15 protein-coding genes and 3 pseudogenes are annotated in these 16,896 nt (G+C 65.5%); 9 read left to right on the top strand and 9 right to left on the bottom strand.

Going from position 1 to position 16,896, the window contains the following annotated elements:
• Positions 1 to 36: 36 nt before the first annotated feature.
• A pseudogene (locus CA951_RS13605) lies at positions 37 to 1,094 on the bottom strand (hypothetical protein).
• A 1,065-nt stretch (positions 1,095 to 2,159) separates the two neighbouring features.
• On the opposite strand from CA951_RS13605, the gene CA951_RS13595 reads away from it, so the two are divergent.
• From CA951_RS13595 to CA951_RS44155, 4 genes are all read left to right on the top strand, one after another.
• Positions 2,160 to 2,792 carry a hypothetical protein gene (locus CA951_RS13595; protein WP_256973555.1) on the top strand — a complete coding sequence of 211 codons (633 nt, stop codon included), beginning with the start codon at positions 2,160 to 2,162 and terminating at the stop codon, positions 2,790 to 2,792.
• Positions 2,793 to 3,731: 939 nt separating this feature from the next.
• Positions 3,732 to 4,040, top strand: coding sequence for a hypothetical protein (locus CA951_RS13590; RefSeq protein WP_087557343.1), 309 nt, complete (start codon positions 3,732 to 3,734; stop codon positions 4,038 to 4,040).
• Positions 4,041 to 4,304: 264 nt separating this feature from the next.
• Positions 4,305 to 4,865 (top strand): barstar family protein, encoded by a 561-nt coding sequence (locus CA951_RS44910; RefSeq protein WP_306300847.1) that lies wholly within the window; start codon positions 4,305 to 4,307, stop codon positions 4,863 to 4,865.
• Positions 4,751 to 5,257, top strand: coding sequence for a hypothetical protein (locus tag CA951_RS44155; protein ID WP_256973708.1), 507 nt, complete (start codon positions 4,751 to 4,753; stop codon positions 5,255 to 5,257). Before CA951_RS44910 ends, CA951_RS44155 begins: the two co-directional genes overlap by 115 nt.
• 679 nt (positions 5,258 to 5,936) lie before the next feature.
• On the opposite strand, the gene CA951_RS13575 is transcribed toward CA951_RS44155, so the two are convergent.
• Complete coding sequence (locus CA951_RS13575) at positions 5,937 to 6,407, bottom strand: MarR family winged helix-turn-helix transcriptional regulator (protein ID WP_218780488.1); 471 nt, start codon at positions 6,405 to 6,407, stop codon at positions 5,937 to 5,939.
• 89 nt (positions 6,408 to 6,496) lie between these two features.
• On the opposite strand from CA951_RS13575, the pseudogene CA951_RS13570 reads away from it, so the two are divergent.
• A pseudogene (locus CA951_RS13570) lies at positions 6,497 to 8,008 on the top strand (MFS transporter); the annotation flags it as partial.
• Between the two features lie 593 nt (positions 8,009 to 8,601).
• Positions 8,602 to 8,841, top strand: coding sequence for a hypothetical protein (locus tag CA951_RS43430; RefSeq protein WP_179220187.1), 240 nt, complete (start codon positions 8,602 to 8,604; stop codon positions 8,839 to 8,841).
• 58 nt (positions 8,842 to 8,899) lie between these two features.
• On the opposite strand, the pseudogene CA951_RS13565 reads toward CA951_RS43430, so the two are convergent.
• Positions 8,900 to 9,136, bottom strand: a pseudogene (locus tag CA951_RS13565) (DUF808 family protein); the annotation flags it as partial.
• Positions 9,137 to 9,468: 332 nt separating this feature from the next.
• Entirely contained in the window at positions 9,469 to 9,936 is a 468-nt protein-coding gene (locus tag CA951_RS13560) for a DUF6292 family protein (protein WP_143543046.1), read from the bottom strand.
• Between the two features lie 252 nt (positions 9,937 to 10,188).
• Between CA951_RS13560 and CA951_RS13555 the strand changes: the two genes are divergently transcribed.
• The 3 genes from CA951_RS13555 (at position 10,189) to CA951_RS13545 (ending at position 11,992) form a co-directional block, all read left to right on the top strand.
• Positions 10,189 to 10,626 carry a helix-turn-helix domain-containing protein gene (locus CA951_RS13555; protein WP_087557340.1) on the top strand — a complete coding sequence of 146 codons (438 nt, stop codon included), beginning with the start codon at positions 10,189 to 10,191 and terminating at the stop codon, positions 10,624 to 10,626.
• A 1-nt stretch (position 10,627) separates the two neighbouring features.
• Positions 10,628 to 11,179 carry a PIN domain-containing protein gene (locus tag CA951_RS13550; protein ID WP_087557339.1) on the top strand — a complete coding sequence of 184 codons (552 nt, stop codon included), beginning with the start codon at positions 10,628 to 10,630 and terminating at the stop codon, positions 11,177 to 11,179.
• Between the two features lie 567 nt (positions 11,180 to 11,746).
• Positions 11,747 to 11,992 (top strand): AlpA family transcriptional regulator, encoded by a 246-nt coding sequence (locus tag CA951_RS13545; RefSeq protein ID WP_087557338.1) that lies wholly within the window; start codon positions 11,747 to 11,749, stop codon positions 11,990 to 11,992.
• Positions 11,993 to 12,218: 226 nt separating this feature from the next.
• Here the strand turns inward: CA951_RS13545 and CA951_RS43425 are convergent, their stop codons facing one another.
• The 5 genes from CA951_RS43425 to CA951_RS13520 all read right to left on the bottom strand — a co-directional run bounded on the left by CA951_RS43425 (position 12,219) and on the right by CA951_RS13520 (position 16,803).
• The gene (locus tag CA951_RS43425; RefSeq protein ID WP_179220197.1) at positions 12,219 to 12,461 is read right to left on the bottom strand and encodes a hypothetical protein; all 243 of its coding nucleotides are present in this window, start codon (positions 12,459 to 12,461) and stop codon (positions 12,219 to 12,221) included.
• A 572-nt stretch (positions 12,462 to 13,033) separates the two neighbouring features.
• The gene (locus CA951_RS13535; RefSeq protein ID WP_087557337.1) at positions 13,034 to 13,774 is read right to left on the bottom strand and encodes a glucose 1-dehydrogenase; all 741 of its coding nucleotides are present in this window, start codon (positions 13,772 to 13,774) and stop codon (positions 13,034 to 13,036) included.
• Positions 13,775 to 13,896: 122 nt separating this feature from the next.
• Positions 13,897 to 14,694, bottom strand: a complete 798-nt coding sequence (locus CA951_RS13530; protein ID WP_256973552.1) for an SDR family NAD(P)-dependent oxidoreductase — start codon at positions 14,692 to 14,694, stop codon at positions 13,897 to 13,899.
• A 34-nt stretch (positions 14,695 to 14,728) separates the two neighbouring features.
• Positions 14,729 to 16,375, bottom strand: coding sequence for a cytosine permease (locus tag CA951_RS13525; RefSeq protein WP_179220196.1), 1,647 nt, complete (start codon positions 16,373 to 16,375; stop codon positions 14,729 to 14,731).
• A gap of 20 nt (positions 16,376 to 16,395) precedes the next feature.
• Positions 16,396 to 16,803 (bottom strand): nuclear transport factor 2 family protein, encoded by a 408-nt coding sequence (locus CA951_RS13520; protein WP_087557335.1) that lies wholly within the window; start codon positions 16,801 to 16,803, stop codon positions 16,396 to 16,398.
• Between the last annotated feature and the right edge of the window lie 93 nt (positions 16,804 to 16,896).

Raw genomic sequence — 16,896 nt, 5'->3', positions numbered from 1 at the left:
GACCTACCGGCGAGGGATCCTCATACCGACCGTTTCTCAGTGCGGCGCTTCTTCGACCCACGAAGGATGCCTCCCACTGGTGTCGCACACCCAGGTCCGGGAATCATCGCTGCCGAGGTTGACGGTGTCGGTGAGCCAATAGTGTCGTCGGGTGCCCATCCCGCGATGACACTCGCGGTGTCGGCGTCGACGGCGATCGCGGTGCCCGCCGCGGCGAGGTATGCCGCCACGGTGAGGTGCACGCCCTCGTACCGCTCGGCGAGCCGCGGCCAGTCGGGAATGACCCATCGTCCCGATCGTCCGGTGGTGCGGTACCAATCGTGTCGTTTCTGCGCGGTGACCTCGACGGGAAACTGTCTGCACAGTTCGGCCCACGCCTGCGCACCGTCCACCTCGTAAACGGGGGCGCTGGCGGGGATGTTCACTCGACGTCCGGTGGCGCGTTCCCATCCCATGCTGTCCTCGACGAACCACAAGCCGGCCGGGGTCCCGTCGAACAGCAGCCGGGACGAACACTGTGTCGGTGGAGTCGACCACCACCAGCCGGAGAAGTTCGCCGACGGATCCGCCGGACGATCGCGTTCTGCTCGCACTTCTTCCGCGGCAGTCCGATCGCGGTAGTGACGCAACAGTTCCGCGGTAGTTGAGTCACCGGAATCCGCATCGTCCTCGCTCCAGCCCACCAACCGCTGATCGGTCGCAATGGGCGTCGTCCACCACTGCGCATGCGCCGATCGTGCGATGTGCTCGGCGACCCGTCGAAGCTCACGGCGCACCGGCTCGGCGGCGACGAGGATGTCTTCACCGTCCGGGTCCTGCCAGTAGCGCGCCGCGTCCACCGCGTCGGCGAGGGCCGAACGGAGTGCAACCGCAGTCACCTCGGGAAGCGGCACCTGGGAGAGGCGGTGCGCCACATCGTCTGCAGTGAGGACGGGCCGCCGAGCGTCCTCGGCGCCGGGCCCGAACAACACGCGGGCGCCTTCTCGACCGGACTCGAGGTGATATGACCCCAGGGAGACCGCGTAATCGAACGAGTCACTGCAGAACTCGGGTTGCAGAGTTCGTTCGGCGTCCCTTGCATAGGCGAGTAGCATCCGACGCCCGCGTGGGCCGGCCAACAACGCTTCTGCTGTAGTCATGTGCTGACCACTGTAGAGTCCCCAGCCGGACAGAATCCGGCAATCATCGCCGTCCGGAAGCGGAACCCTCACCGAGACGAGTTGGCGTCCAGCGCTCGGTGGGCAGCAGTCGGTGTCTGTTCCGAGAGCGGATCGCCGACTGCCCACTGCCGGTGACGTCGTCACCGGGACGGCGCTACTTCCAGGTCCACGAGAACTCCAGCCTCCCGGTCCCACGGACCGTCCGGCGGCGGAGTCATCGGACTGTGCCACCCTCGCGGGTCAGGAGGGATGGGCACCACCGGCACCAAGCCGTCCCGGAAGCCGGTCTGACCTTCAGGCACGGGACCGAACGTGTCGGTCCAACCTTGAATGTGTCTGCCGTCTGCGTCCGACGAGGAGGTGCGCGTGATCAATCGACATCCGACTACCGTTCCGGCTACCTGATCCTGCGCGGGAACTACCCCCCGGCCAGTCGGCCTCGAACGACCCGGCAAGCTCCGCTGTGCCCTCATAGAAGTGGGTCGACAGGAAATACGCAGACCACCCGTCACCGTGCAACAACATCGAGTACGTCCCCGGGTGAACCCGTCCGTGGGGATCGGTCCACCCCGCCGACAACTCGCCTTCGCTGAGCGATTCGACCCGTGCCACGACATCATTCGAGGTCTCCGGGTGGATCCACGGTCGAGCCTCGTAGAACTGAATCGTGTAGTCGACGCGGTCACCTACCTGCGGGATGCCGACGATCCCATCCATGATCAACTCCCCGGGAACGGTGATCCGTAACGTCGTCACCACCTCATCCTGCCCGGACGGCTCGAGCGCAGGGCGGGAAACACATTTGCAATCATGAAAGCCGAACGGCCTGGACCGGATTCGCACCGGAGGGTTGGGAACACCTCGAACACGCGATGAGGATGCCGCGTAGAGCCTGCCCGCCTTTTTGACGCAGGGAGCGGTGAGACACCGATTGAACGGCCATCATTGGAGGGGTAGGTGCGGGTCATCCACGGGACTGGAACCGTGGGGAGGAGCGGCATGAGCTGGTTGATGCGCGAGGATCAGCGGATGGTGGAGGATCTACTTCTCCAGCAGGTGGTCACGCTCACCGAAGCCCGTCGGCTCCGGACGCCGTCTTCCCCAGATCCGTTTCTGCGGGACGCGGTCGACAACCTCCTGATGGTCCTTTCGGGTTATCCTCTCGGGGAAGGCGGTCCTCGCTCTGGCCTGGACCAGCTCGAGTACTTCGGCAAGGCTATTGCTCCGGAGCCGACCGAGTTCGCGAACGGCCTGGACACCCGAGTCGGCCGAATCATCATCGAGGCGACGACGGGACTTACCCGCGAGAACCGTGCGGCACGGCGATGGGCGATTCTCGAACCGCTCGGGGCGCCGGCGATGGACCGCAAAGAGGCCGGGCTCAATGTTTGGGTCCGGGCCCTGGCCTCCCGCGCGGCGGATGGACTGCTGCACCCGGCATTGTGCGCAGGCCAGATGCGAGTGGGGTCATTGTCCAGGGAGGACGGGTACATCTCGGCGGAGTTGAAAACCCGTCTATCAGCACCGAATTTGTATTCGGAATGGTGTTCCGATCCGCAGAGTCGGAAAGACCTCGAGAAGACCATGTTGGATCGGTTCGCATCAGTGAGTTGGTCTCAGTCCCTGGGCTGAGCGGACGGGAGAAGGGCAGGTATTTGCCCGGCCCATGCACCCGGCTGAACAACGATGTTGCTCGCGTCGACGACGAGCCCACCTTGTGGCGGCGGTGCGTTCACCGCTGGATGCGAGTCCGACCAGCACCTGCCACGCGGCCATGGGCACCAGCATTTCGGCCCATTGGGTCACAGGAACTCCTCCGCGTTGCACAGCTGGGCGTCGAAACGGCGACGCTGACCAGGTGGCGAGCGACCGGACGCGACGTCGGCATGGAGTTTTCGGTTCCGTCTGACCAAGAATGCGGAGTCACCGGTGACGTCCGAGTCGCCATCCGAACGCGGCACCGACCACGCCGACAAGCCCGCCGAGCACGGCATCACCGATCATCGTGCCGATGATGACCGGGGCTGTTTCAGAGGTGTCCATGGTGCCGACGGTGCCCTCAGTTGGAGGGGTGTAGCCAGCGGTGTACAACGTCACGGGAAGCGAGAGCCACCACAGAAATTATCCAGCGGCGAAGAGCCCGCAGAGAAGGCCGATACAAGCACTGACCGTGATTATTCGGCGCATGTCCGGATCCTTGCACTCGGAGTGCCCAGTTCGTCTCTGGCACGGCGATCGATGACCCACCGCACCAGAACCCGCCGACCGGAGGCATCGCCCGAGTCGAAGGTGATCGCGTAGGTGTGCTCACCAGCCAACTGCTCGCCGTCGGAGGCGAGATCGCTGCCGAGGCGCCGATCTGCAAGTACGCCTGCCGGGCCGTCAACTGCCTTGGACCCGGCGGCAAGTGCACATTCTGGTGGTCGCCAACAGGGTGTGGTTGGCAGCCTCACAATGCTGTGGCAATCTGACAGAATGGCCGGGCGGGGAGGGACTGGTACATCGCGATGGTCCGTCGAGGCCGAGAAGAAGCACGGGTGGCGGCCGCACGATACTGTCTTGGTGACAGGGGTGGCGCTGCTGCCGATCCTGCTCCTCGTCGTCTCGGTCCCGGCTGCACTCATCGAGGACAATCGCGGAACGATGATCGGCGATGTGCTCGTCACCTGGAACCTGTTCGGCATTTTTGGCCTGGTGGTGACCGTCCCGGTGACAATGGTGGCTCTGTTCGGCGCGGCCGCTCTGAAGCAACAGTTCCGCTTTGGGCGCTGGCTGGTTTCACTCGGCAGCGTAGCGGCGGTGATCGTCTTCGCCGCCCTTGCCTACGGCATTGTCGCCGAAACGGTGTCACCGGATGAGTGGAGGGATCCGAACAGTTAGGCGCCGGTGCTCTCTCCCTCCGCAGCCTTGATTGTCCTCGTCCCGTACGTCGCGATCACTGTGGCCAATACTTATGTGATCGGCCGAGTCTGGAAGCGACCTGCCCAGCGCCATCGTGAACAACTCTGATTCTCTTGTCGGTGTCGTCGACGAACTGAAGCTGAAGATCGCAGCCGATCTGAACCTGTGACGGAAAACCATCCGCATTCGGATAGGCGACCACAATCGCAACTGCCCGATCTGCCAGGCCCATAGGCTCTGAGGATGGCGCGTAGAGCGGTGTTCGATCCATCTGATCGAGACGTGTTCAACGAGCAGCGACAACGCTTCGACTGGAGTCTGTTGCAGAACGGGTTCGTGTACCGCTACGACACCCGATTTCAGCTCGACAGTGCCTGCGAAAGGCTCACTGACCTGGGTTACCTTGTGCATCGGATCGAGGCTCACGACTGGGCTTCGATCGGGGACATGCACGCCGCCTTCGCCGCGGAGATGTCGTTCCCTGCCTATTACGGCAGGAACCTCGACGCGTTCGACGACGTCCTCGGTGACGTCGCGACCTTCGACTACGGCAGTGACTCCGATTCAACAGGAACCGTCCTGGCCATTGCGAGTTATGACCAGCTCGTCCAGCTCGATCGGCGGACCGCGAAAGTAGTCCTTGACATCTTCGCCAAGCAAGCACGGCTCGCGCCTTGTACGGCCATCCGATGCTGTGCCTGGTCGAATCGGCTGCGACCGACTTCGGACCGGTCGGCGGCATCAACGTGTCCCCGGGCAGCGCGTGGGACAGTGAACCGGATCCGCCGTGGCCCTTCCACGTAACCGACATCGTCGAGCATGTGCTGCAGATCTACACAACAGACTCCGATGCCGCCGAATACGGTGCAGCACTCCGCGGTGTCTTGGTCGAAGCGCTCGCGGATATCGGGCGGTGGCAGATACGCGGACCCACCCCTGCCCCAGACGCCACCGCGGAATTCCATGCCGAACATCGGCCCGAGCCACCACCCGCCGGAACGCGCCTGGTGGAGATCGCTGTCGGGATCCGGGGAGAAGGCGACCACACAGCCCTCGGCGACGCACTCGTCCACGTTCTCCACGACGAAGGTCTGCGCTTTGACCAGATGATCTCTCTGTTCTATCCAGCGGGGAGCGAAGGACGAGAGGAAGCTCTGGGTCGATACCCCGAGTTGCGCGACTCGCCGGACCGATAGCCGAACCTGCACCGGCTCCCCCGGAAGTCGCCCGGTGACCGGAACTCGCTGAGCTACGCGAACCCGATAGCCCCGCCCGGTGACATTCCCACCGGCGGGGGCGCTGAACGGGTCGTCTGCGACTCGCGAGTGGATCACTGGGCCGATCGGGTAGCCGCTGTGGTGCTCGAAAACCTGTCGAGAATCGACCGTTCTCGACACCCGACCTGAACAGCGGATCCAAACAGACTGCGGACGAGAGTAACCCGTGCCGCAAGACTATGTCGGAAACTCCCCGCGTGGCGTCATGGTCGACGCCGGATCGGGCTCGGATCAACCGGTGAGGGTGTCCAACAGTTCCGTGGCCAGCAGCGCGGAGCTGATCGACACCTGGGCGGGGTTACCGATGCCCTCTTCGGCTTTGCCTGGACGCGATGTCGACGTGCGGGGCCGGGGTTGGTCCGCACGCCCGCTGTCGCAGCACGGGGTGTCCCGACACGGATGCGGTGCATTATCGGGGTAGGGTGTCGAGCTGTCCATTCGTGTGCCCAGCGCCGCAACCGGTTTCGGTGCATCAGCGTGCGGGCGAGGGCGGTGGGGAGGGGGTTGGCGCCGGCGTTGCGGGCCCTGTGGGGTGTGGGCCTCACGCTCCCGACGAGCACGGGTATCCGCGCGTGAGAGGCGGAGGGAGGGGGGCGGATCATTTTCGGGGCCAGGGACGGCCGTCGAGGTTCTCGAGGTCGTTGTTGAACCGTCGCAGAAGCGCGACGAAGGTGTCGACGTCTTCTGGTGACCAGTCGGCGACGACCCTGCTGAGACCTTCGGCGTTGGCATGTCGGTCGGCCTCGAGGTGTTGCTTGCCGGTGGCCGTTGCCTGGAACTTGCGGGCCATCCCGCCCTCGGGGTCAGGGATGCGCGCGAGGTCGCCGGCCTTGGTCATCGCGGCGGTCTGCCGGTTCAAGGTGGAGACGTCCAGGCCGAGCGCGTCGCTCAACTCACCGATCGACATCGGGCCCTGGGCCGCCACGCGACTGAGCAACGTGTAGGCGCTGCGTTCGAGATATCGGGTGCGCTCGCTGGCGAATCGGCGGTTCGGATGCAGGTAGCGCGTCAGCAGCATCGTCTCGAGCTCGAGTGCGTCGTGTCGTGTGCGCGTTGTCATGTCGGTCATCTTCACACTGCTCCGTCCGTCGCGGCCGCGTTCCACGTCGGCGCTATGCATATTACAACTGTTGTGCATGGTGCACATGGTGTGTATCGTGCACATTTGTGACTGATTCTCCCTCCCCTTCCGCGCGGCCGGATGGCTCCCCGCGTCCGATTCCGATTGCCCACAACCAGGGGCCTGCGGTTCGGACCAATGCCGTGGTCGCCGTGCTCGCCTTCGCCGGCGTGGTTGCCGCGGTCATGCAGACGCTCGTCGTGCCGCTGATCGGCGAGCTGCCCGAGCTGCTCGATACGACGCGTTCGAACGCGACCTGGGTCGTCACCGCAACCCTGCTGGCCGCCGCCGTCGCCACCCCGATCAGCGGACGCCTCGGCGACCTGTACGGCAAACGCCGCATCATGCTGGCCTGCTCGGCACTGCTCGTCGCGGGCTCGCTGGTCTGTGCCCTGTCGACGTCAGTGGTCCCGATGATCACCGGCCGCGCACTCCAGGGCGCGGCCATGGGCCTGATCCCGCTGGGGATCAGCGCGATGCGTGACCTGCTGCCTCCCGAGAAGCTCGGCACCTCGATCGCCCTGATGAGTGCGTCCATGGGCATCGGCGGTGCGCTCGGCCTGCCGATCGCCGCGGCGGTCGCCGAGTACTCGAACTGGCGGACGCTGTTCTGGGGATCCACCGTCCTCGCCGTCGCCATCGCGGCGCTCATCTACTTCCTCATCCCCGCCACCCCCGTGACCGCACACGGCACGTTCGACCCCGTGGGGGCGATCGGGTTGGGCATCGGCCTGATCTGCCTGCTGCTCGGCGTCTCGAAGGGTGCCGATTGGGGCTGGACCAGCGGCACCACCCTCGGCCTGCTCGTCGGCGCCGTCGTCGTCCTCCTCGCCTGGGGCTGGTTCGAGCTGCGCACCCGCGACCCGCTGGTCGACCTGCGCGTCACCGCTCGGCCGGTCGTGCTGCTGACGAACCTGTCCTCGGTGGTCATCGGTTTCGCGATGTACGCCCAGTCGCTGATCGTGCCCCAGCTTCTCCAGCTGCCGACCGAGACCGGCTACGGCCTCGGCCAGGACATGCTCGAGATGGGTCTGTGGATGGCGCCGGGCGGTTTCATGATGATGCTGATATCCCCGGTCGGGGCACGCATCTCGCATGCTCGCGGTCCCAAGACCACCCTCGCTCTCGGCGCGGCCGTCGTGGCCGTGGGCTACCTGGCCGCGGTCGGCCTTATGGGCTCGACCTGGGGGCTCCTTATCGCGGTCTGCATCACCAACGGTGGTGTCGGCTTCGCCTACGGTGCCATGCCCGCCCTCATCATGGGCTCGGTCCCGATCTCCGAGACCGGGTCGGCCACCAGTTTCAACACCCTGATGCGCTCCATCGGCACCTCTGCCTCGGCCGCCGTCGTCGGGGTGGTCCTCGCCCATATGACCACCACCGACTTCGGCGGTGTCCCCCTCCCGAGCGAGTCAGGGTTCCAGGTCGGCCTGCTCATCGGAGCCGCGGTCGCCGCATTCGCCGCATTCCTCGCCCTCCTCATCCCGACCCGAGCCGCCCGCGAGGCCGAGGAGCGTATCGAGCACGAGATCGACGAGGTCGACGCCTAGGAAGCAGTAGCCATTCGGCGATAGACGAGGCGGGCTGGGCGGCAATCAGCAGGCCGCCGCCGGTTGGGGTGGAGATCGTAGGCCTGCACGACAGTGTTTTCCGTCCCGGAAGGCCCTCTTACGGCAAGGTGGTCACGCACTGATGCGGGCGTAGGTAATCGACCTGCAGTGGCTTGCGCCATCGGTTGTATCGCCTTGTTGCCCCGCTGACCGTCAGCCCTCGCACGTGGAACCCCCGCCGTCGCCCCCGCTGATCCTTGCGCGCCGGCGACGAGAACGCCTTGCCAGCGCATATTCGCGCACCTCCTGACCCGGCGACGCGGAGCAGCGCCGGCTGAGAGGGCAACGTCTTCGACCATGTCGAGCAGGGGGTCGTCACCGAGTTCGGTCGTGATGTGGAGGAGTCGGTGGCTGGGCTGGGTTCGTTGTGGTGAAACCGTGTCGCACCCCGAGGCGACTCGTCGTGGTTGGGCGAGAATGGGTTTGCGGCGGAACGGGTGCTTCCGTGCGGGTCTCGTGGTGATGTCCGTGCGGCAACCGACGTGAAGGTCGTCATTGTCGGGCGGTCGGTCGGTGATCGTCGAGGTTGGTCGATGACGAATCGGAGCGTCGTGGAGGTGTTCCGGTCCGGTGGCATGCGGACGTACACGCTTGCGATGTCGTCCGGGCTCCGGGCTCCGGGCTCCGGGCTCCGGGTGCGGGAGCTGCGCGCCGCGCCGACCGCAGGGACAGCCGAGAGGCTGACCGGTCGTGGGGTGCACCGGCTAGGGGTTACGGCCACCGCGGGGCGCCGCATCGGAGAGTCGGCAGGGTGGCACAGCGGGCGGTTCTAAGGTGCTCGCCGCACAGCTCACCGGAGGGATGTGGCCGCCGACCCAGAGCATCGCGGTACCGGATGATGGGCAGTTCGCGATTGGTGGAGAACCTGTGCACGTAGCGGGGGATGACGGCGGTGTCGTCGACGACCACTCCGGCTGCCTTGACGCTGGCCTTGCCGCCTCCGGCTCCGATGTCGTCGACGGATGCCGCGGTCGCTTTCGCGAGTGCCGCGACGTCGTCGAGCAGGGCGAAGAGTACACCAGCCCCGAAAGACCTCCCACAGTTCGGTTGTGCAGAGCTGACCGAAATGACCTCGCGGTCGCGGGTCGCCCCCGAACGGTACCGAATCGGTGGTCCTGCGCGATCGGTGGCGGTGAGCGCCGCGGCTTGATTCGCACGACCATCGCATCTCCGAATCGAGCCGGCCAACCGTGTCCGGCCTTGAATCTGGTCCGCAACTTCTGGTGGCAACACCGGGGTCCACGACGAGCGGTACCTTCATTGCAGAGTCTTCGTTGGGCGCCGCCTCGTCGCTGTGGGGCACCTCGGGCGACTTCGGTCCGCTCCCGGTAGCCGGGCCGAGGAGGTTCGGTCATGGCCTCGATGTCGTCTGGCTCTCGCCCACCCCATATCTCGGTCGGTTAGCGGGATAGCTGGCTCGGCGGTCCAGGGGTGAAGTGTCCGTGTACTTTCCGTGGAGCGGGATCGAGGCGGTAGAAGGGGGGAGTGTTGCCGAGTGCGGTGCACGGTTGTTGCCATGGCGCGGTGACTGGGGGCGGTGGGGTCCAGTCGTAGAGCGCGAGGATAGTCGTGGTCGCGGCGGCGGCGCACCGATCCGGGGTCGGCGCAGGTCCCACTCCTAGCCTCTCGAGCAGCACCACCGTTCCGCGGGTCTGCCGTGCGCGCCCACCCCATCCGAATCGGTGGTTCCAGGCCAGCACGGCCCACCGTGGCCGGAAGTGTTCGATGTGGCAGGGCAGCACCAGCATGGCGTCGACGCCGTGGTCGCCGTCCCACCACTGGATCGAATGCGCATCGACCGCGGCCGCGACCTCCCCGATGTAGTCGGTGACCACGGGCGAGCCCGGGCGGCGAAGATGGCTGATCATCGTCACGTCCTCCTAGTCTGCCCCCGGGGAGCACGAGTGCCCGGATCGTGGGGACTGGGAAACAGCACTGGCTCGTTCGTTCGGCAGGCGAGCGGTGGTGACTGGCGGCAGAACCCGGAATCAGCGGCAGCGTCATCAGGTGCGCGGTCATCGTCCTCGGTGTGGGAGGCAGTGCGAGGCATCGAGCGGGTTGAGTACGCCGCGTTGCGTTTGTTTCGCTTGTTGCGTATATTTCGTTTAGGAGGTGGTGTGATGTCCGCAGCGCATGATCGGCCGACCGTGGTCGAGCAGGAGCAGGCCCGTCAGGCACTGCAGTTGCTTCGTGATGTCGATCCGGCGGGGGAGACCCTCGATGTGACCGTGGCCGGCACCGAGGAGTCGGTGCATCTTCCTCGCGCGGCGCTCGATCTGATCCGCGAGGTGTTGGCGAATATGGCCGCGGGGCAGGGCGTCACCGTCGTCCCGGCGCACGCGGAGCTGACGACCCAGCAGGCCGCACAGATGCTCAATGTCTCTCGCCCCCATGTGATCAAGCTCCTCGACGAGGGGCACATCGAGTACCGGTTGGTCGGCCGGCATCGCCGGATCCTGGCCTCGTCTCTGCTTACCTACCAGCGGACACAACTGGGGACCACGCGTGCCGCCGCGGACGAGCTGGCGGCCCTGACGGAAGACCTCGGGCTGTACTGACGTGACCTTCACTGTGCTGTATGACGCGAATGTGCTGTACCCGAATGTGTTACGAGACGTGCTGATTCGGCTCGCGCAGACCGGCCTGGTGCATGCCCGGTGGACGGATCGCATCCTGAACGAGACGTTCGTGAACTTGGCGGAAGATCGCCCGGACATCCCGACAGCGACGTTGACGAAGCTGCGGGAGCTGATGAACCGGGCGGTACCGGATTGCCTGGTCACCGGATACGAGAAACTCATCCCCGCCCTCACGCTGCCGGATGAGGACGACCGGCATGTGCTGGCCGCGGCGATCCGCGCCGGCGCCCAGGTCATCGTCACGGCAAATCTGCGGGACTTCCCCGACTCGGAGCTGGCGCAGTTCGGCATCGAGGCCAAGCATCCGGACGAGTTCGTGATGGATCTGTTCCACCTCGACGGGGTGCGGGTGCATCGGGCGGTCAGTGCGACTGCCGCGGCTTGGCGTAACCCACCCGGGACCCCGGCTGATGTGTGTGACCGCCTTGCTGCGGCGGGGCTTCCTATTTCCGCGGCCGCGCTCCGCCGCTGATCCGGGCGAACGACCAGGCTTGGCTCGAGCCTCGGTGAATCCGCCAGGCCGTCATTCTCCTGCGACACAACGACTGTCGGGCAAATTCTCCCGCCGCACAGATCTCGGGCCTGACGTTGCCTTGGCATTTGCGTGAGGCGCATCGGCTCGATCGGCCGCCGTCGTCGTGTGCGCAATGGAAAACCGAGCAGGACAATGTATTCGAATCAGGATACGCCGGACTACGAAGTTCAACGTGGCAGTTCAGCTCTCATGTCTTACCCGTTGGGGGGCTTTTCTTCGCCGAGGGGACACGGGAGTCTGAATTACCGCCACCTGCGGTGTCCGAGCCTGGCAATCCTTCTGCATTGCGCTCTCCAGGGACACATACCTAGCAATGTATCGCTGTATTGTTGGTGCGTATGGACCCTTGCCGTGCCTGATGGAGGGCTCGCGGGCATTACAGCACGCCGTTGTAGAGTCTTTCTGGAAGATATCGGACTGTCGTGGCGAAGTCGGTGCCTGCCGGGTCGGCCGTCGGACGGCGACTGTACTGCCACTTGCATTGAACGAAAGGGCTCTTTCTAGATGGCTAACCCGCACCGACTGACCACCGATCAGGTCATCGACCTGATCAAGGAGGAAACCGGTACCGAGCTTTCCGTCTCGACGTTCCGTGGGTACGTCTCCCGTGGACAAGCTCCGGCACCGGTGGAGAAGATCGGCCGCACGCCGCTGTGGAAGCGCTCGGAGATCGTCGAGTGGGCGAACAACCGACCCGGGCAGGGAGCGCGCACCGACCTCCCCAAACCACGACGGCGCCGCGCCGAGTAACCACGTCTTCGTTCCCCGCGACACGTAGGGGTGTCGTGAACAGGAGAAACGGATTGCCCCTCAGGTGTCCCCGGCGAAACATGTACGTGAGGGACGCGTGAATCGAGAGCCGGGTGCTGCACTGCGCCCGCGGCAGCGACCGTTCCCAACGGAGGGCGGGGCCGAGAAGTGCAGCCGCGCCGTCCTGGCGGCGTACGACACCACTCGTCCTGAAGTGGAGCAACACCTACGCCTGGCGGTGCCCCGCGAGCGGCTGCTGAGCCACTACGACACGCACCTGAGCGGCCGGCACCTCGATATCGGTCCCGGCACCGGCTGGTATGTCCACCAGGCCACCTACCCGACCGCGGCGCCCGAGATCACGCTGAGGGATCTCGGGCACCAACACGATGGCGATGACCACCGGCAGGCTCGCCGACCGGAACATCACCACCCCGGACGTGCACACCGGAAGCATCCTCGCCCCCATGGACCCCGCCGTGGGCGTGTTCGATTCCGTGGCAGTCCCCTTCGCGTTCCACTTCCATCCCCGGAACCTGGGCACAGAAGGGGGAGGCGTTCGGGCACGGGTCGGCGCCTGTTCCGGTGTGGCGGTGTCGGTTGACTCTCGTCGGTGTGAGTGCCCGCCGGGGCGGCGCAATGGTGACGGGGTCGCGGGGGTGTTCCTGACACGGCTGGTGAATTTCACGGCTGGTGAATTTCACGGCTGGTGAATTTCACGGCCGGTGAATTTCGCGGCCGGTGAATTTCGCGGCTGGTGAATTTCACTGCGCCGGGTGCGGATTTCTGGGGTAGTTCCGGGACCGGGCGCCGACCCGTAACGGGGGGTCGGGGCCACCTCTGGCGACTCCGCTCGAGTGGAGGGTCAGCCGGGATTTCCGTGCTGCTGGGTGGGTGTGTCCCGTTTTTGTGTGCGGGGGGTGGGAACGCGTGGTCCCGCCTTGTGCATTGCAGCGTCGACCGGCATCAGCCGGGTGTTGTTCCCGGCTGCCGGGGCCGGACTGTGTCGGCGGGGGAGGGGTCTCGCGTTGGATCGGTAGCTCACGGCACGGTGTATCCTCCGTCGATCACGTGATCGGCGCCGGTGGTGTACGACGCCTCATTGGAGGCTAAATATAATGCCAGGTAGGCAATTTCGTGTGGTTCACCGAATCGTCCGAGTGGTGTGGTGGTGACGTCGAGGTCCAGGTCCGCGATCATTGGGGTGTTCACCTCGCCGGGAAGGATGGCGTTGACCCGGATCTTGTGGGGTGCGAGTTCGAGTGCGGCGGCCTTCGTCATTCCTCGCACCGCCCACTTCGAGGCGGTGTAGGCGAAGTTGTCGGTGAATGCGACCAGCCCTGCGGTCGAGGAGATGTTGACGATGGAGCCTCCGCCGTTCTGTTTCATCCCGGGAACTGTGGCCTGCATCCCGAGGAAGGTGCCGACCTGATTGATGTCGATGACCTTGCGGTACTGGGCCAGGGTGTCGGTTTCGAGGGTGTCGTGGGGCAGCAGGATTCCGGCGTTGTTGATCAGCACGTCGATGGTGCCGAAATGTGTTTCGGTTTCCTGCACCAGGGACGTCCATTGGTCCGGGTCGGTGACGTCGAGGTGCAGGAACAGGGCATCGGCGCCGAGTTCTTTCGCCAGAACCTGCCCGGCACCGTCGTCGAGGTCGGCGATCACTACTCGTGCGCCGTGTTCGGCGAGTAGCCGAACGTGTGCGGCGCCCATGCCTTGGGCCCCACCGGTGATCACGGCGATCTTGCCGTCGACCCGCTGTGCGGGATTTTCTGTCATCTTTGGCCTTTCTCCATGCGGCCTGCCTGGGGGACCGGGTTGCATGTGTCTTGTCGGTGTCGTTTCGATCGAGTTGCTTTTCCGGACCCGCGATTCGGGCGCGGGCAGGAGGTGGGGGGTGGTCAGATGGGGTTGCGTGCCGCGGTGAGCCAGCCGCCGTCGATGATCATCGCGGTGCCGTGGATGAAGTCGGCGTCGGGGCCGGCGAGGAACAGGGCGAGTCGGGCGATTTCCGAGGGTTGGCACCAGCGTTGTGCGGGGGTGCGCATGATTTCCGGGTCGGAGTCGGGGAGGGTGTCGGAGCCGTCCTCGGGCATGGTGAGTCCGGTGAGGGTGGCGCCGGGGCAGATTGCGTTGACGCGGATTCCGAGTCTGCCGTAGTCGAAGGTGAGTTGCCGGGTCAGTCCGAGCACGCCGTGTTTGGCGGCGGTGTAGGCGGTGCCGCCGCCGGCGGCGCTGAACGAGGAGATCGAGGCGGTGTTGATGATGATTCCGTGTGATCGGCTGAGCATGTCGGGGATCACGGCGCGGGACATCAGGAACGGGCCGGTCAGGTTCACCGCGATGTTGCGGTGCCATTCGTCGGTGGAGATCTCGTGGGCGGGACGGAAGCTGTCGATGATGCCGGCGTTGTTGCACAGCACGTCGATTCGTCCTGCCCAGTCCAGTGCCTGCGCGACAGCGGCATTCACCGACTCCTCGGAGGAGATGTCGGCACCGACGGCGAGGGCGCGATCTTTCGGGTCGAGTGCGGCGACGACTTCCTTCGCCTTTGTTTCGTTGATGTCGAGTGCGACGACGCGCGCGCCGGCGGCGACGAACTCCTCGACCATGGACTTGCCCATGCCGGAGCCGGCTCCGGTGACGATGACGACCTTGTCGTCCAGTGACTGTGTCACGTTCTTGTGAGATTGTGTCACGTTCTTGTGACCTTTCAGTTCTGGGTGTGGGGGGTTACTTGGGGGCGGGGACGTCGTTGACACCGTCAGCGAGGTCGCCGGGACCGCTGTTCGCGGTGGCAGGAATCGGGTGCACCTGGCACTCGAGGCAGAGGGGGTAGTTGGGTTGATTTGCAGCAGTGTCCATTTCGTAGGTGGTGTAGGCGAGCTGGCAGCTTGTGCAGGTGGTGCGCGTTCCCCACAGGTCGTCGACTGAGTTGCGAACGTCGGGGTGCCCGGACGAATCCGCTTGTGCTGCTCGGCGTTTCAAAGTGCGGGCTTGGGTCAGATACAGGATCACGCTGACGGCGAGGGAGATCAGGGGTGCCAGCTGTGCGATGGCGCCGGATCCGAGTTCGAGTGCGAGCAGGCCGATCGCGGCGGATGCAACCCAGACGGCGAATCCGCGGGCCACCATCGGCACCCGGCCGGCGCGGATCTCTGGTTCACCGGAGACGAGGAGAAGGTGAACGAGGAAGATTCCGACCCAGGACACGGTGACGATGCCCTGCCAGGCCAGGGCGGTGGCGATGTAGCTGAAGACGTTCGTCAGCATCAGCAAGAATGTCACGATGGACAGCAGCACCACCCATGCTCGGCGCGGCAGATTGCGGGTGGAGAAGTGGTTGACCACCCGTTCGAGGCACATGCTGGCGACGTAGAAGTTCGCCGAGTTGATGCGCACCTGGCTGACGAGGACGACGATCAGGCCGATCAGCCCCAGTGAGGCCACGATCCCGGTGGTGACGGCCGACTCGGCGACGGTGAGCCCGGGTGCGGCGAGTGCGACGATCAGGATCCCGGCGAGGCCGTTGAAGGCGAAGGTCAGTAGGTAGAAGGCCCAGCCGAAGGTGATGTGGGCGTGGAAGCGCCGATCCTGGGGGCGGCCGAAGCGGGCGAACTCGGGGGTGTCGGCGATGAGCAGCCAGTTGCCCATGAACAGGACGAAGGTCGTCAGCCATCCGGGGACGGTGGTGTGTGCGGCGATCTCGGGAGTGGTGGTGAACCAGTCTCCGCTCCACCCGAATCGAACTCCGGCTGCCACGACGGCGGCGGTGACGCCGCCGATGTAGATCGGCAGTGACCAGGTGTTGAGTGTGTTCAGCCAGGTCTGCATGCCGCCGAGCATCAGGGGCAGCATGCCGATGATGACGAGGGCGTACCAGACCCGGATGTCGAAGACCTGGAAGTACGCCTGCAGTGCGGCCGCCATCACGCTGGACTCGAAGACCGCGTAGTAGAGGCCGCCGAGCCCGCAGATCAGCGGCGTCAACGCTGCGCCCCTGACTCCGAACATCTCGCGGGTGAGGAGCATCGAGTTGACGCCGCGACGGATCGAGACGTGGGTGGCGACCGCGCAGAGGGCGGAGTAGACGACGACGACCGCGGCCAGGCCGATCAGAGCCTGCTCGGTGCCGGCGAGATTGGCGGCGAGTGCACCGTAGTACAGGAACGCCATCGCGCTGGCGATCGACCACCAGCTGCCGAGGACCGTGCCGCGCGGTTGCCGCGCCGTCAGGGGGACCACGTGATCGGTGTAGTCCTCGTGTTCCTGCTCGAGGACGACGCGCGGGTCGTCGGTGTGCTGGATCTGCCAGCCGGGTAGTGCAGTGCCGCGGTCGGAGGCGGACGCCGACATTGCCACGTCGTTGTGCTTGGGCATAGGGGTTTCGGTATCCCGTGTCAGTTGGTGAGGTCGCCGAAGAAGGCTTCGACTTCGGGCTGGTTCATGTCGGCGAACCGGGCTTCGACGATCTTGTCGCCGTCGATGCGGTAGTGACCCAGTCGCGCGGTCGTGACCGAGCGGTCGCCCCGGCTCCATTTCTCGTGTACGAGTAGCAGGACTCCGTCGGCGCCCATGAGCAGGGTGTCGTCGCCGAGCACCTCCCATTGGTCGGTGTAGTCGGCTACCCGCGAGACCCAGTTCCGGACGAACTCCTCGCGGCTGGTGAAGGTGCCGGACAGTGGGCCGTCGCCGCCCATGTGAACGATGAGATCGTCGGCGTAGAAGCTCATTCCGGCCTCGTGGTCGCCGCGCTGCCAGGCAGCGTGGTAGTCGTGCATCACGCGTTCGGTGTTCTCGATGGTCATGGACACTCCTGGGGGTGTGGTTACGAAGAGGGTTGTCGCCGCCTGGTGGGGCGAGGGTGCTGCGTCGAGTGGCTCGGCGAGCGGTTGTCTCGG

It is taken from the genome of Rhodococcus sp. NCIMB 12038, assembly GCF_002165735.1.
GTDB lineage: Bacteria > Actinomycetota > Actinomycetes > Mycobacteriales > Mycobacteriaceae > Rhodococcus_F.
Note: the sequence above shows the minus strand (reverse complement) of the source record. Positions and strands in the feature narration are given on the sequence as shown.